Below are 13,476 nucleotides of genomic sequence, written 5' to 3'. Positions count from 1 at the left end.
ATACAGACAGACCGGTCCGTATGGTCAGCCGGCGGCCCGGCTCAGGGCACGCCGAGCAGCCGTAGCAGGGCCGTGCTCCCCGCCGCTCCCAGGACCACCACGAGGAACGGGGCCTTGCGCCACGCCATCACGCCGCCGACCAGCACGCCCGCGGGACGGGCGGTGCCCGCCCACTCGTGGGCCTCCAACAGCGCGGTGGTGCAGACGAGCGCGGTGAGCAGGACCACGGCGGCTCGCTCCATCAGGCTTTCCATGGCCGGTGGGAGGTCGACCCTTGAGCGGAGCGCCGGCCCCGCGAGCCGGAAGGCGTACGTTCCGGCGGCGAGCGTGAGCATCGCGCCGATCAGCATGGGGGTGCCGGTCACCGGATCACCTCTGTCTCCCGCTTCCGTCCCACGGCCAGGACCAGCCCGGACAGGCCCAGCAGCACCGGCAACCCGACGGGCAGGAACGGGGCGGTGGCCAGGGCCAGGGCGGAGCCGGCCAGGGCGGCGCTCCGGGTCTCGCCGTCCCGGAGCGCCGGTAGGACCAGCGCCAGGATCACCGCCGGGAACATGGCGTCCAGGCCGAGCGCGTCGGTGTCCTCGATGACGGTCCCGGCCAGCCCGCCGAGCAGCGCCCCGACCGGCCAGCAAGCCAGGATGCCGAGCCCGCACAGCCAGAACGCCGCGCGCTTGCGGGGCAGGTCCGGCTGCGCGAGCGCGAAGACGACCGTCTCGTCGTTCATCAGATGCGTGCCGAGGATCCGCCGCCGGCCGTGGCCGAGCACGTCGGGCAGCGCCAGCCCGAAGGGCAGATGCCGGGCGTTGACCAGCAGCCCGGCCAGCACGGCCGCGATCGGACTGCCACCCGCGGCGATCACCCCGACGAACAGGAACTCCGAGGACGCGGCGGCGACGAGCAGGCCCAGCAGCACCGGAACCCACAGCGGGAGGCCGCCCGCGACCGCGACCGCCCCGTAGGACAGGCCGATGACGCCGACCGCCAGACACACGAGCGCGATGTCACGCAACGTCCCGCGCTGTAGTGTTCTCCATATCGAACACATGCAAGGCATAATGAACGCCAGAAGCCGCGTTCGTCAAGGCGAACGACCGACCGCTGGAGCGAACATCCCGATGGAAGACACCGCCGCCACGGGCAAGCCGCCGCTGGCGGTCATCGCCGCCTCGCTGCGCAGGGAGCGCACGCGCGCGGGCCTGACGCTGACCGAGGTCGCGCAGCGCGCCGGAATCGCGAAGTCCACGCTGAGCCAGCTGGAGTCGGGGACCGGGAACCCCAGCCTGGAGACGCTCTGGGCGCTCTGCGTCGCGCTGGACACCCCGTTCTCGCGGCTGCTGGACCCGCCCCGGCCCGCGGTCCAGGTGATCAGGGCCGGCGAGGGCCCCGCCGTCTCCTCCGACCAGGCCGACTACCAGGCGACGCTGCTGGGGGCCTGCCCGCCCGGAGCGCGCCGCGACATCTACCGGGTCGCCGCCGAGCCGGGGCACCAGCGCACGTCGGACCCGCATATGCCCGGCGTCGTGGAGCATGTCGTGCTCAGCGCCGGGCGCGCGCTGGTCGGGCTCGCCGACGACCCCGTGGAGCTGCGGCCGGGCGACTTCATCACCTATCCGGCCGATCTGCCCCATCTGTTCCGTGCGCTGGAGCCCGGTACCTGGGCGGTGCTGGTCTCCGAGCACGTGTGACCGGCGGACGGGGTGGCATCGCTCGTTCGCGGTCGTTACGGGCGGAAGGCCTGGCCCTGTGCGCCGCCTTCGACGGCTTCGACATAGGCGCGTGCGACGTCGGCGGCCGGGGTGCCCCGCGTGCCCTCCAGGTCGAGGCTCTTCCTGACCTCGGGGCCCATGCTCGCGAGGGTCTCGGCGACCCAGCCGGGGCTGACGATGTTCACCCGCAGGTCGCGGGGCATCTCGATCGCCGCGGCCTCGACGAACGCCTCCAGCCCGGTGTTGACCACCGCGGTGAAGGAGGCGCCCGGGATCAGACGGTCGAAGACGCCGCCGGTGAGCGTCACCGAGCCGCCGTCCCGCAGGTGGCGCATGGCGCGTCGGAGCAGGTGGATCTGGCCGAGGAGCTTGCCCTGGAGCCCGGCGGTGATGTCGTCGTCGGAGTCGAGCCGGGTGAGGGAGCCGCTGGCCGCGCAGCACACCACGGCGTCCAGGTCGTGGACGGTCTCGAAGAGCGCGTCGATGGAAGCGTGATCGTCCATGTCGACGCGTACCGGGCCACGCCGTGAGGCGCGGACGATCTCGTGGCCGTTCTTCTCCAGCGCGGCCGCGACCTCGGAGCCGAGGGTGCCGGTGGCGCCGATCAGAAGGATCTTCATCTCTGTCTCTCCCGTTCAGGCCGCGGGCTGCAGGACTCGGTCGAGCAGCAGTTCGCGGTAGCTTCGCACGTGGTCGGCGAGTTCACCGTCGCCGAAGGACGAGGCGCCGTGGACGATGAACGGCTCCTCGTAGTCCATGCCGGTGAGGTTCGCCGTGGCGTCGAACGGCCGCAGCAGGTCGGTCACCGGGAACCGGTTGAGGCCGCCGGGACGGTAGAGCGCCTCGCCGCCACCGACCGTCGTGGCGATCCGCAGGCTCTTGCCGTGGAGGGCCTTGCCCTTGGAGCCGTAGGCCCAGCCGTGCTCGAACACCTCGTCCAGCCACTTCTTCAGCAGCGGCGGCGCCGAGTACCAGTAGAACGGGAACTGCAGGACGACGCGGTCGTGCTCCATGAGGAGGCGCTGCTCTCGGGCGACGTCGATGTTCAGGTCCGGGTAGGCGGCGTAGAGGTCGTGGACGGTGACGTCCGGCAGGTCGCGGATACCGGCCGCCAGAGCCGTGTTGACCCGCGAGGTGTCGAGGTCGGGGTGGGCGAGGAGGACGAGCGTGCGCGTCATGGTCGATACTCCCTAGTGGAGACAGACAGGTCTGTCTGCTTCCGACGACCATGAGACTAGACAGACAGATCTGTCTAGTCAAGCGCCGACCCGGAACAGGGGCCTGGGCTCTAGGGATGATGTGGCGGGAGGGCGGCTTCCAGGTCGTCCAGGCGTCGGAACTCGTCATGGAGGACGGCGCGGTCGGGCGCGGGGAGCGGGTGCGAGCGGGCTTCGCTCGCGAGTTCGCGGGCCCGTGCCCATTCTTCGAGGTGAAGCGCCATGTCCGCACGCAGGACCAGGGCCTTCACACGTTCGGACGGGGTGAGCGGTTCGTCCGAGGCGAGCAGGTGGTCGAGGATTCTCGCGGCCGCCCGGTGATCCTCCTTCGAGTCGCCCAGGAGCGCCGCCATGTGGAGCGTTCTGGCGACAGTCTCCTTGGGGATGGCTTCCGATTCGCCCGAGATCGGCTGGCCGATGCGGAGTTGGATGCCGTCGGGGTCGGTGAGGAGGAACTGGCGGACCCCGTAGGACATGTTCTTCAGAACGCCCAGCCTGGGGAGGCCGCGCGTCGGCACGCGTCCCAGGGCTTCTTTCAGACCGTCGCGGAACGCCTCGTACAGCGGATCGACATCGGCGGTGAGGACGTAGCACATGTGCATGGAGGTGGCCGGGTCGTGGCGCTTCCAGCCGTAGAACTGCAACTCCATGCCGCCCCTGCGAATCGCGAGATAGGGGTTGGGCCGGGTCTGCCAGGACACCCGCTCGAACCCGAGCGCTCGATAGAACTCCCAGGTCATGTCGATCGACCGGCACGGAAAGATCGGGATCGTCGTCTCGCCCATGGCCCGAAGGTAGGTTCACCGCCCGCCTCTGGTCAAGTTTGATTAGATAATCGCCCACCCGGCGCCCGCTGGACGACGAGCGCCCTCCGCGATCCGGCCTCGGGCCGGGCGAGCGTCCGGGGTCGCGGCCGGTGTCGCGTCCAAGAGGCCGCGCCCAAGGGGCCGCGTCGTTCAGCCGCGCAGACGCCCCCGGACGGGACGATGGGACAGGCGCCTTGCCCGCGATCAAGATCGTGGCGGCGAGCGCCGCTAAGACGATCTCCGCCGTTCCCAAGCCGCACGCGAGGAATTCCATGCGTCCGATCCCACCACTTCAGCACCCCGCGGGACATCGCGGTGGACCGCACATTCATGGTGGGGTTTACCGCAGGGTCTCACCCCATCCACAGACTGTGGAAAACCGTGAGATCTCACGCCGGACGACCGCCGTCCACCCACTCGGTGCCGTCCGGACAAGATCATCTGGTCTTATCGCCACCCGGCGCGGAAACGATCCAGGATCCCTTCCGGGCGGTTCGTTCACTCCTGCCCGCCTTGGCGGGCTCCCACCCATGCGGGTGGGCTCTTCCCTGAGGAGCATGACGTGAAGACGGACGGCGCCGACGGGCAGCCCCCGGGCATACCCCTGGGCGTGCCCACACCGGCGCGTATGTACGACGAGGCGCTGCATGGAAAGGACCACTACGAGGTCGACCGCCGCGCCAACGCCGTCCTGTACGAGGGCATCGGCGAGGCGTCCGTGCGCAACACCGCATTGGAGAACCGCCGCTTTCTCGGACGGGTCGTCCGATATCTGGCAGCGGAATGCGGTATCCGCCAGTTCCTCGATATCGGGTCCGGCCTGCCCACCATGCGTAACACGCACCAGATAGCGCAGGAGGCCGATCCGGACGCGCGGGTCGTCTATGTCGACTACGACCCGATCGTCGCCGTCCACGGCCGGGCTCTGCTGGCCAACAAGCAGACGCGGATCGTGACCGCCGACATGCGCGATCCCGAGTCGATCCTCGACCACGAGGACACGCGCGACCTGATCGATTTCGGCCGTCCCGTCGCCGTGCTGTTCGTGGCGGTCTTCCACTTCATCACGCGCGAGGAGGACCCGGCCGGCATCGTCTCGGCCTTCCGTGCGCGCTCCGCGCCCGGCTCCTACGTGGCGATCTCCCATCTGACGAGTGACGGGACGCCGGCCGAGGAGCAGCGCGCCTGGGAGGCGGCCTTCGAGGGCGCGACCTCACCGCTCGTCTTCCGCGGCGAAGGCGAGATCCGCGCCCTCTTCGGCGGCTACGACCTCGTGAGCCCCGGGTTGGTCCGTCCCTGGCAGTGGCATCCGTCCGATGACGGATCTCCGGAGACGACGTCCCTCTTCGGGGCCGTGGGACGGCTCGGCGCGTCCTAGCGCTCCAAGTGCGTCTTGCGGCAGGAGCGCGGCGCGTTCACCGGGTTGCAGCGCGCCGGGTCCGTCCCCGGCAGCTGGGCCACGTAGTCACTGCCGTGCCGGGCCGCCAGGCCGACCACCGGGAAGTCGGTGCTGACGATCTGCGCGCCGCTCGCGAGCGCCGCGTCGAGCCGGGCGGTGCTGCCCGAGCGGGCCTGGTCGAACGGGACGTCCGCGCGGGTCCGCACGAGGTATCCGCGCCGGACGAGGTCGCGGATCTGCGCCTGCCCCGCGCCCTCCGGCTCGTTCTGCTCGACGAACGCGGCGTCGGGACGCCCCGGCGCCGCGTCGGTGAAGATGACCCGCCCCTCCAGGTTGGGGTGGCCCGCGAGGTAGGGCGCCTGGACGTCCGCGCCCTTGTTGTCCATCAGGAACAGGAACTTGCCGCGCGACTTCGACACCGACGGCCACCCGTACTTCAGGACGGACTGCTCCAGCGTCAGCCCGGGCCGCCGCAGGTCGTCCGGCTTGATGATCTTGTCGTCGCCGATCGCGGCGCGGATCTCCGCGTCGAGCCTGTCCATGAGCGGGCCGTCCCAGCGCGGGCTGCGCGGTCCGCCGAGCTTCTCCATCGCGGGGTCGGTGGACTTGAACTCCAGCAGGATCGGGATCGGCACGTGCCCCCGGTTCGCCTCCGACCACGTGCGGGCCTGCTTCAGGCAGTTGGTCAGCGAGACGCAGGACGAGCCGTAGTCGTGGTCGGCCCAGTGCAGCACCTTGAAGCCGGGCTTCTTCATGTCGGGGTTGTCGATCTCGCCCAGGCCGGCCTCCCTCCGCACGATCGGCTTGGTGTAGAGGCCGCCCTCGGGATCGGGAAATATGTCCAGCTCGATACTGCGAACACGCTGCGCGGAGAACTGCGCGGGCAACGCCGCGTGGGAGTACTCAAGGTTCCACCACCCCGAGTCCCGTTTGGCTTGGACGGCCTTCTCCGCACTGGTCAGCTCGCGGTGGTAGCTGTTGTGCGTGGCGATCATCTGTATCTGGTTGAGCCGCACCGGTCCTTTATCACCATGGCCCGTGGCCTGGGCGGGGTAGGCGGCGGCGAGCGTGCCCGCGAGGGCGGTCACGGCGGTGGAGAGCGTGGCGAGGGCGAGAAGGTGGCGTCGCACCTGTTCCTCCTGGATAAACGCATGTCAGGGACGCCTGGAGCGTGATCGCCTTCCATGATCGCCAGCTGTCCGCGCGCGACCCCGCTCATGAACCGCTGCCGAACAGCCGCCGTCCAAAGCCTGTGGATAACTTTCGTCCCCAGGTGTGGATCCGCGCCGTCCACCGGTTGTCCACTGTTCGACCAGATCGCGTTCGCCAGCGGGAACGCTTGTCAATGCTGGTCAGAAGGCGGGGCCTGAACCTTGTCCGCAATAATCCACAGCCTGTGGATAAACAATCGGAAGGCCCTGGGGAAAGCGGTATCCCCACACCGTCCGCAGGGCCGTCCCCAGGTGCGCCGGTCATCCACAGGGTGCGGGGATCATGTGAAGGGTCGCAGAAACCCGGGATCTTCGCTGGCAACGACGCCGCCACCTGGACGGACGTCTTCAGCGGAGCCCCCGTCGGCCCAGAGCGCCCTAGAACGCCGCCAGGGCGGGCAGGGTGGCCCTGGCACGGCGTACGCCACCGAGCAGGCCGAGCCGTCGCGGCGAGGCCGCTGGACGGCTCACGTATCCGGACACGCGAAAGGCCCCCGCCGACGTACCGGCGGGGGCCTTTCGTGATGGTGGGCCTAGGTGGACTTGAACCACCGGCCTCATCCTTATCAGGGAAGTAAGGGCGGCTTCCCCACCACGCTGATCAGGCATTTGTGCTGGTAGAGCCATTACCTTTGCCCAGCCTGACCCGGTCTGACCGGGCTTGGAACGCATGATCGTCCCACAGATTTCCCACAGACCGGCCCCGCCCTGACGTCGAACGCAAGGCGGCCCCGGACTCGGTGACTGCAACACCGGCCGGGGCCTTGATCCGGACAACGGAGGTCCGAACCCATGAACGACCCTACGACCGAAAGCCCTGCCCCTTGGTGCGACGACAGCACCCCTGAGCCCGCAGGGGTCGGGTTCGGACTGGAGGCCGGCGAGCAGCTCGCGGCGCACCCGTTCGTCAGGCGGGCCCGGACGGTCCTCGCCGAGTCCAAGGCCACCGAGCCGAGCGGGAAGGACGGCGACTCCGCCGGATGGTGGGGACGGCTGGAGGCGACGCTGGAGAACGTCCTCGCCGCGATCGACGAGGAGGCCGACCGATGAAGGTCTCAGCGATCAACGCGAGCACGGCGGCCACCGTAGTGGCCATCGGCGCTATCGCCGCGTATATCTCCTACCGCCACGCGCTCGACGTCGCGACCGCGTACGGGGAGCCGGGCGCGACCGGCCGCCTGGTCCCGCTCACCATCGACGGACTCGTCTACGTCGCGTCCATGGTGATGCTCGACGCGGCCCGCCGCCGCGTCCAGGCGCCCGCCCTGGCGCGGTTCGCGCTCGTCCTGGGGATCGGTGCGACGGTCGCCGTGAACGTGCTGCACGGTGTCGCCCACGGGCCGGTCGGGGCGGTCATCGCGGCATGGCCCGCGATCACGCTCGTGGTCGCCGTCGAGCTGCTGATGGGCATGATCCGGCGCGGCCGGGACGAGGGAGAAACCCCGTCCAACTTGGACGGGGTTTCCGAGCCGCTCGACGCCCCGGACGGGTACGCCCGGTGGGACGAGATCGACCCCTCTCGCGAGACGCTCCCGCCCCGCGAGGCCACCGGGGTCCTTGGAGGACCTCAGTGGGACGGCGACGAGCCGGAGCCGGTCGCGAGCGGCCTGTTCGAGCTGCCGGACGACGATGCACCTTCGTCCAACTTGGACGAAGGTGGGGTCGCTGATCTCGACCTCGTCCCGGTGGTCGCGAGCGCTCGCGAGTGGTTCGCCGAGGTGCTCGCGAGCGGTGCCCTCCCGTCCGTCCGCGCGCTGCGCCGGGACCTGCGCATCGGCCACCCCAAGGCCGTCCGTGTCCGCGCGGCGCTGGAGGCCGAGAGCGCCCGGGAGAGCGTGCTCGCGACGAGCTGATGCGCGACGAGAGCCCGCCACCGACCTCGGCCGGTAGCGGGCTCTCTGGCGTCTTGGCTACTTCTTGCGACGCTTGGCGTCCCGCTGGAGGTGCTCCTCCAGTGCTTCGTTCACGACGTCTGACGTCGTCTTGTTCTCGCGCTCGGCCATGTCCTTCACGGCCTGCCAACGGCCGTCCGGCACCCTGACCGAGCGGACGGGCTTCTCCGTCATCGGCGCTCCCCTCATGGTCGAGAGCGAGCGTAATACGAAACCTCGCGTCCATCCGGGGAAATACTGATTGCGGACGGAGCGGAACGGAGTTACCGTAATACGAAAGTTCATGATGACCTGGACCAAAAGGGCGGGCCCGGACGGTGTAGCAGCACCGACCAGGCCCTAGGGGATCAACCTGTCTGGAGGCGTCACCCCATGGTCGAGAAGCCTACCGAGCGCGTCACGTCCACCCCCGGCGCACTGCCCCATGACCAGCGCGACGGCACCGCGTGCGCGGACTGCGGGACCGTCCAGTACGAGTACCGGCCGAACGACAACGACCGGCGCCGGATGGAGTGCCCGCGCGACCACCAGTTCCCCACCGCCGAGCCGATGACCGAGGCCGGACGCCGAGCCGACGCCGAGCGCCAGGACGAGCGCCAGGCCGCCACCGTCCCCGGCTCCTGGCCGGACGGCGAAGCGCCGGGCGTCCGCGACATGTCGTCCCTGGCGGACGACTTCGAGCGGCAGGCGAAGAGGTCCGACGACCTCGCGGACGGCCTCACAGATCTCGCCGAGCGGATCGAGCAGGAGTGCCCCGAGATCGCGTCGGCCGGACGGCAGGCGGCCGAGGCGCACCGTGTCCTCGCCGGGGCCCTGCGAGCCGGTGACGAGACGCTGATCGAGCGCGCCCTCGCCAACACCGACGCCATCGGGCGCCTCGCGACGGAGCTGATCAACGTCACTCTAGGGCGCTACCGGCGACGCGCCACCGAGTAGCCCGACGTCCGCCACGCCGGACACGCCCCCGTCCTCGCGGCGGGGGCGTTCGCGTTTCCGCATGTGACCATCCCAGAACTACGTGGACGCGTACGTGGTGGAGCAGCCGCCCACGCCGAGGCGCTGAAGGCTTGGCCGGACTTGGACGGCTCGTCCCCCCGCGCGGCTGCCCGTGCGTCCTATCCGCCATGAGTCGGCCGTATCTCGCTCCGCCGCCGCCCGCGCCTCGTCCCGCCCGGCGGGGGCGGGTCGTGCTGATCGTCGCCGTCACCGCTCTCGTCACCGCGCTGGTTGGGGTGGGCGTCGTCGCCCTGGCCGTCCTTTGCGAGGACGGTGTCAGCTCGACGCGTTACGACGCGCGGACCGTCCGGGCGTGCAGGTCTGCGAAGCAGGCGACGGAGGAACAGGGGGCGGCGGGGAACGAGGCCGCTCGGGAGGCCCGCAAGTACGCGCGGCGATCCGATGTGCACCAGTTGGTGGAAATCGGGGTGCGCACCGATGACGCGGCGACGGGGACGACGCTGGACGACGTCCAGGCGATGACGGCGGCCTACGAGATCAACACGTGGTGCATTCGGAACGGCCTCGCGAACTGATCGGCCACGAACGAGACTGGGCCCCGCCCTCCAGATGGAGGAGCGGGGCCCGGTGCATCGCGGGTTCAGCCTATGTCGGGCCCTGTCCGCCGTTCCGGCGAAGCTCCAAAACGAGTGCGTCCGAGAAGGGTGGCTCGACCCGGAACTCCCCAACCTGCTCCCACCCCCACCGCAGGTACATCCCGTACGCCTCCGACTCCAGCACGGCGGCAAGCGTTGCGAACCGCTCCGGCCGCTCGGCAAGCAACCTGTTCAGCAGCAGGCGTCCGAGACCGCGACCACGCTCCGGCTTGCTCACAGCCAACTCGACCACCGCGTACTTGTCCGCTTCGAGGACCTCGCGGGGAGGCGGCGACGCGTTCGCCCACCACGCCCCCGGCATCATTGAGAAGCCGAACGCGAACCCCACTGCGACAGCCTCGCGTCGCGCCACCAGCAGCCGGAAGCCCGAGGCGAGAGTCTGGCCACGCGTGCGATCCAGGAACCGAGCCCGGGAGAACTTCGGTCCGGCGTTGTAGGGCGGTTCGGCATACACCTGCTGATAGAGGTCCGCCAGTTCGTCTAAGAGGTCGAGAGCCTCGCTCCTGTCATGGGCGCTCACGGCGAACTCGTCCGACACGACTCACTCCTCACCAGCGGAAGGCAGGGCGAACGCGTCACGGTAGTCCTGCACAGCCGAGCGGGTCAGGTCAGCGTCGGGTACCGCGTCCAGCACCAAGCAGGCGCCCCGCTGAACCGTGGCGGTTCGTTGCACGGTCGCGAGACCCTCCAACGTCCGGCCCGCGTGCTCGACGCCGCCGGCGACGTCACCGGCCCGGACCATGCCGGTTGCCCGCAGCAGCTCGATTTGCGCGCGCTGGCGGCGCATCGACGTCGGGTAACGGGCCAGCGCTGCCGTCTGAGCCTGCTCGGCGAGCGCGGCTTCCCCGGTGTAGGTGTAGACGTAGGCCGCTGTGTGGTGGAGCGCCGTCTCTGGCCACGCCCCGGTGGCAAGGCGGTCATCGGGCTCGGAGGCCGGAAGGTGCTCCCACCGGTCAACGAGGTCCCGCATCGCGGTTGCGGCCTCGTCGGCGCGGCCCTCCATCATCGAGAGTGCTTGTGCGCGGGTTGCCATGGCTTCCAGCGCGGCGGCACCCACGTGGTTCCCTCCGATCTGTATGGCGTCCTGGGAGAGGCGGAGCACCATCGACAGCGGTCGGCCCGAGTAGAGCGCGTTCATGGCCTCGTAGCCGCGGACCCACATCCGCAGGTCCCGCCCCTTGGACGCGTCGGAGGCGTGCCGCGCGGTCTTCCACCAGTCCCGAGCATGCCGCCGCTGCCCGAGAGTTGACACGGTCATGGCCGTGAGCGCGGCCAACTTCCCCGCCGGGCCGCACAGGGCCCGCATGTTGCTGCCCCTGGCGGACTGGAGAGCGGCCAGGAGTGTCACGACATCGGCCGCGAGGTCGGGCAGGAGTTGGTCCGGCGGGGTGGTCAGAAACGCGTGCCCGTGCTCGTATGCGATCTCTTCCCAGTCCTGGACGAGACGCTCCCGCGCGCCGCCAGGCAGAGCCTTCATGAGAGCCTGCCGAATCGGTTCGAGCGGCTCGGTACGGGATGCGGTCTCGACGCCGAGGAGGCCGAGGCAGGCAAGGAGGTGACGACGGTCCTCGTCGGTGCCGACAAACGGCTTGGCAGGCGGCAGGCCGCCGAAGAGTTCTTCCTCCGTCATCCCCGTGACCTTGGCGTACAGCGGTCGGTACATGGGGCCGGGGACGTGGTCGCCGCGCTCCCACTGCTGGATCATCTTGGCCAGGCTGGCGACGCCCGGCAGGTCGCCGGCGGTCGGCCCCGCCGCCGCGCGCAACGTCATGGCCCACTTCTCGCGGGAGCGGTGTGGGCGTCCATGCTGGTCGCGTGGTTCCTCGCGCAGCTCGCGCAGGCGTGCGCCGATGGCCTTCTTGTCAGGCGGCACTGCGATGCACCTCTCGCCTGAGAGGGGAAGAACTCCGCTCCCCCGTCTACCTGTCCCTTGTGAGTCTCCCCCTCCCGCCGCGCTCACGTCATGGGTTCACTGAACGTCACCGGAACACCACCGTGCATCGCAGCAGGGGGACGGCCATGAGGGGACCATTCGACGGGACGGCACAGCTCGACGCGACACCGCTCCACCGCGCCGAGATCCAGAGGGTGGAGAGCTGTTTCCCTGGCACGCACGCCTGGTTCGGGCACCACACCCGCAGGTGGTGGGCGTATGTTCCCTGGCCCGAGCCCGGCCTGGTCGAGGCGGCCAACCCTGACGCGCTGATGGACGAGGTCGCGAAGGGGTGGCGATGAGCGCCCCGATGAACGTGGGTGCGGGGATCGTTGGCGCGGCCCGCACCCACCCCGCGTGCGGTTCGATCTCCGGCGAGTGGGGGGCGCCGTCGAGATCGCCGCACCGGCACGGACCCGCCGCCCCGCGGTCCGTGCCCGCCGCCCGCCCGGTGCCGGTGATGCCGGGCGGGCGGCCCTCGACGGCGCGGCGGCACACGTCTTCCCCCGGATGGTCGTGCCGCCGCGTCACGGGAGGTGAGCTGTGAAGGCGAAGGAGCCCGACGACCCGCCCACCATCCAGCAGGCCGCTGCGGCCTACATGGTGCTGATGGACAACGTCGTCCCCGAGTCGCAGTACTGGCAGGGCAAGCGGGAGAACGTCGACACGACCGCCTATCTCGGCTCGATCATCGAGCGCCACGCCGCCCGCAAGCGCGCGGAGCGCCGCGCCGCCGAGCATGCCCGGCGGGACGCCGAGCGTGAGGCCGAGCAGGAGGGCGGCACCTAGAGCCGGGGCGGCGCCGTCCGACCGACCGCTGAGGCAGGCGGCGCCGCTCCAGCCAGACCCACGGCCCCGGGCCGATACCCGTTGCGCGGGCGCCCGGGGCCGTGGCCTTTCAGAAGCTCTGGCGCTGGCGTTCAGCGTCAAACCAGGCGGACGCCGCCTTGACCGTGTCGGCGGCTGGCTTCCCCACGAGATGCCGGACGTACTCCGCCTCAAGCGTCGGGTTGTCGAACTTCGGATGCGGCCGTGGCAGCTCAGCAACCGGCCGCCATCGGAAAGTCCACGGAAGATACGAAAACGGGTACGCACGCGGATAGCTCCTTCCACCGCCGTAGTCCGCGGCGAGCGCCCGCTGATGGCCACACCGATCACGAACCCAGCGCAGTCCCCGCAGCACCTTGCCGTCCGGATCGGTATCGCGTGCCTGGCGGAACGCGCCGAGGTTCGCCGCCTTGGCCTCGAACCCGTCATCGACGCTGACCGTCCACCACAGCGCCTCAGTCAGCGGAACGAACACTTCGGCCGCGGACGCATCCCGGACTCCGGCGGCGGCGAGGAACCGATCTCGGGCGGCGGCGAAGCCGACGAGCGCCGTAACGAGCATGAACTCCGCGTCATGCGGCGAAGGGACGGACATGACCTCGCATCGTGCCAGAACCGACAGGTGAGCGCGCAGCGTCGCCCCTCCCTCTCGCACCCTGAGGAGCGGGGCAGCGGGTGGTCACGTTGCGTGACCCCCTTGGTGATCTTGGGGGGCTCTGACCCGGCGGACTGATCAGCCCCCTCCCGCACGGCTGCGCCCCCTACGAGTTGATCAAGGTCGCCCCCCACCCTCCGTGACCAGCGCCACCGCGCGTGACCGTGGGCGTCTGCCCTGGCCGGTGAGCACGGAGCGCGACGGTGTCACTCG

18 protein-coding genes are annotated in these 13,476 nt (G+C 70.2%); 8 read left to right on the top strand and 10 right to left on the bottom strand.

From position 1 onward, the window contains the following. Positions 1–41: 41 nt before the first annotated feature. A complete protein-coding gene (locus KLI87_RS02935; protein ID WP_308165827.1) occupies positions 42–365 on the bottom strand; it encodes an AzlD domain-containing protein in 324 nt (107 codons plus the stop codon). Continuing rightward, entirely contained in the window at positions 362–1,012 is a 651-nt protein-coding gene (locus KLI87_RS02930; RefSeq protein WP_214615724.1) for an AzlC family ABC transporter permease, read from the bottom strand. Before KLI87_RS02930 ends, KLI87_RS02935 begins: the two co-directional genes overlap by 4 nt. 106 nt (positions 1,013–1,118) lie before the next feature. Here KLI87_RS02930 and KLI87_RS02925 point away from each other — a divergent pair, with 106 nt between their 5' ends. Beyond that, positions 1,119–1,688, top strand: coding sequence for a helix-turn-helix domain-containing protein (locus KLI87_RS02925; protein ID WP_214615723.1), 570 nt, complete (start codon positions 1,119–1,121; stop codon positions 1,686–1,688). A gap of 35 nt (positions 1,689–1,723) precedes the next feature. Here the strand turns inward: KLI87_RS02925 and KLI87_RS02920 are convergent, their stop codons facing one another. From KLI87_RS02920 to KLI87_RS02910, 3 genes are all read right to left on the bottom strand, one after another. Next, positions 1,724–2,329, bottom strand: a complete 606-nt coding sequence (locus KLI87_RS02920; RefSeq protein WP_214615722.1) for a short chain dehydrogenase — start codon at positions 2,327–2,329, stop codon at positions 1,724–1,726. 15 nt (positions 2,330–2,344) lie between these two features. After that, positions 2,345–2,887 (bottom strand): NAD(P)H-dependent oxidoreductase, encoded by a 543-nt coding sequence (locus tag KLI87_RS02915; RefSeq protein ID WP_156217092.1) that lies wholly within the window; start codon positions 2,885–2,887, stop codon positions 2,345–2,347. Positions 2,888–2,997: 110 nt separating this feature from the next. Next, positions 2,998–3,711: a VOC family protein gene (locus KLI87_RS02910; protein ID WP_214615721.1), complete on the bottom strand. Its 714-nt coding sequence runs from the start codon at positions 3,709–3,711 to the stop codon at positions 2,998–3,000. Positions 3,712–4,294: 583 nt separating this feature from the next. Between KLI87_RS02910 and KLI87_RS02905 the strand changes: the two genes are divergently transcribed. Continuing rightward, the gene (locus tag KLI87_RS02905; protein WP_308165826.1) at positions 4,295–5,110 is read left to right on the top strand and encodes an SAM-dependent methyltransferase; all 816 of its coding nucleotides are present in this window, start codon (positions 4,295–4,297) and stop codon (positions 5,108–5,110) included. Here KLI87_RS02905 and KLI87_RS02900 read toward each other — a convergent pair. Next, complete coding sequence (locus KLI87_RS02900; RefSeq protein WP_308165825.1) at positions 5,107–6,261, bottom strand: phosphatidylinositol-specific phospholipase C1-like protein; 1,155 nt, start codon at positions 6,259–6,261, stop codon at positions 5,107–5,109. The two genes, KLI87_RS02905 and KLI87_RS02900, sit on opposite strands and share 4 nt — an antisense overlap. A gap of 873 nt (positions 6,262–7,134) precedes the next feature. Here KLI87_RS02900 and KLI87_RS02895 point away from each other — a divergent pair. Beyond that, on the top strand, positions 7,135–7,392 hold the full coding sequence (locus tag KLI87_RS02895; protein WP_214615720.1) for a hypothetical protein: 258 nt from the start codon (positions 7,135–7,137) through the stop codon (positions 7,390–7,392). Then, positions 7,389–8,195 carry a DUF2637 domain-containing protein gene (locus KLI87_RS02890; RefSeq protein WP_214615719.1) on the top strand — a complete coding sequence of 269 codons (807 nt, stop codon included), beginning with the start codon at positions 7,389–7,391 and terminating at the stop codon, positions 8,193–8,195. Before KLI87_RS02895 ends, KLI87_RS02890 begins: the two co-directional genes overlap by 4 nt. A gap of 57 nt (positions 8,196–8,252) precedes the next feature. Here KLI87_RS02890 and KLI87_RS02885 read toward each other — a convergent pair whose 3' ends face one another. Then, positions 8,253–8,408: a hypothetical protein gene (locus KLI87_RS02885; protein WP_214615718.1), complete on the bottom strand. Its 156-nt coding sequence runs from the start codon at positions 8,406–8,408 to the stop codon at positions 8,253–8,255. A gap of 198 nt (positions 8,409–8,606) precedes the next feature. Between KLI87_RS02885 and KLI87_RS02880 the strand changes: the two genes are divergently transcribed. Together KLI87_RS02880 and KLI87_RS02875 are read left to right on the top strand one after the other, a co-directional pair. After that, positions 8,607–9,170 carry a hypothetical protein gene (locus KLI87_RS02880; RefSeq protein WP_214615717.1) on the top strand — a complete coding sequence of 188 codons (564 nt, stop codon included), beginning with the start codon at positions 8,607–8,609 and terminating at the stop codon, positions 9,168–9,170. Positions 9,171–9,421: 251 nt separating this feature from the next. Next, a complete protein-coding gene (locus KLI87_RS02875) occupies positions 9,422–9,766 on the top strand; it encodes a hypothetical protein (protein WP_214615716.1) in 345 nt (114 codons plus the stop codon). A gap of 70 nt (positions 9,767–9,836) precedes the next feature. Here KLI87_RS02875 and KLI87_RS02870 read toward each other — a convergent pair whose 3' ends face one another. Further along, the gene (locus tag KLI87_RS02870; protein ID WP_214615715.1) at positions 9,837–10,385 is read right to left on the bottom strand and encodes a GNAT family N-acetyltransferase; all 549 of its coding nucleotides are present in this window, start codon (positions 10,383–10,385) and stop codon (positions 9,837–9,839) included. A 3-nt stretch (positions 10,386–10,388) separates the two neighbouring features. Then, complete coding sequence (locus tag KLI87_RS02865; protein WP_214615714.1) at positions 10,389–11,720, bottom strand: hypothetical protein; 1,332 nt, start codon at positions 11,718–11,720, stop codon at positions 10,389–10,391. A gap of 146 nt (positions 11,721–11,866) precedes the next feature. Here KLI87_RS02865 and KLI87_RS02860 point away from each other — a divergent pair, with 146 nt between their 5' ends. Together KLI87_RS02860 and KLI87_RS02855 are read left to right on the top strand one after the other, a co-directional pair. Beyond that, positions 11,867–12,082 carry a hypothetical protein gene (locus KLI87_RS02860; protein WP_214615713.1) on the top strand — a complete coding sequence of 72 codons (216 nt, stop codon included), beginning with the start codon at positions 11,867–11,869 and terminating at the stop codon, positions 12,080–12,082. A gap of 241 nt (positions 12,083–12,323) precedes the next feature. After that, positions 12,324–12,569 carry a hypothetical protein gene (locus KLI87_RS02855; RefSeq protein ID WP_214615712.1) on the top strand — a complete coding sequence of 82 codons (246 nt, stop codon included), beginning with the start codon at positions 12,324–12,326 and terminating at the stop codon, positions 12,567–12,569. A 109-nt stretch (positions 12,570–12,678) separates the two neighbouring features. On the opposite strand, the gene KLI87_RS02850 is transcribed toward KLI87_RS02855, so the two are convergent. Continuing rightward, positions 12,679–13,203, bottom strand: a complete 525-nt coding sequence (locus KLI87_RS02850; RefSeq protein ID WP_214615711.1) for a hypothetical protein — start codon at positions 13,201–13,203, stop codon at positions 12,679–12,681. Positions 13,204–13,476: the final 273 nt, after the last annotated feature.

The organism is Actinomadura sp. NEAU-AAG7 (genome assembly GCF_018603865.1).
Taxonomy (GTDB): Bacteria; Actinomycetota; Actinomycetes; order Streptosporangiales; family Streptosporangiaceae; genus Spirillospora; species Spirillospora litoris.
This window is presented reverse-complemented; position numbering and strand designations above follow the sequence as displayed.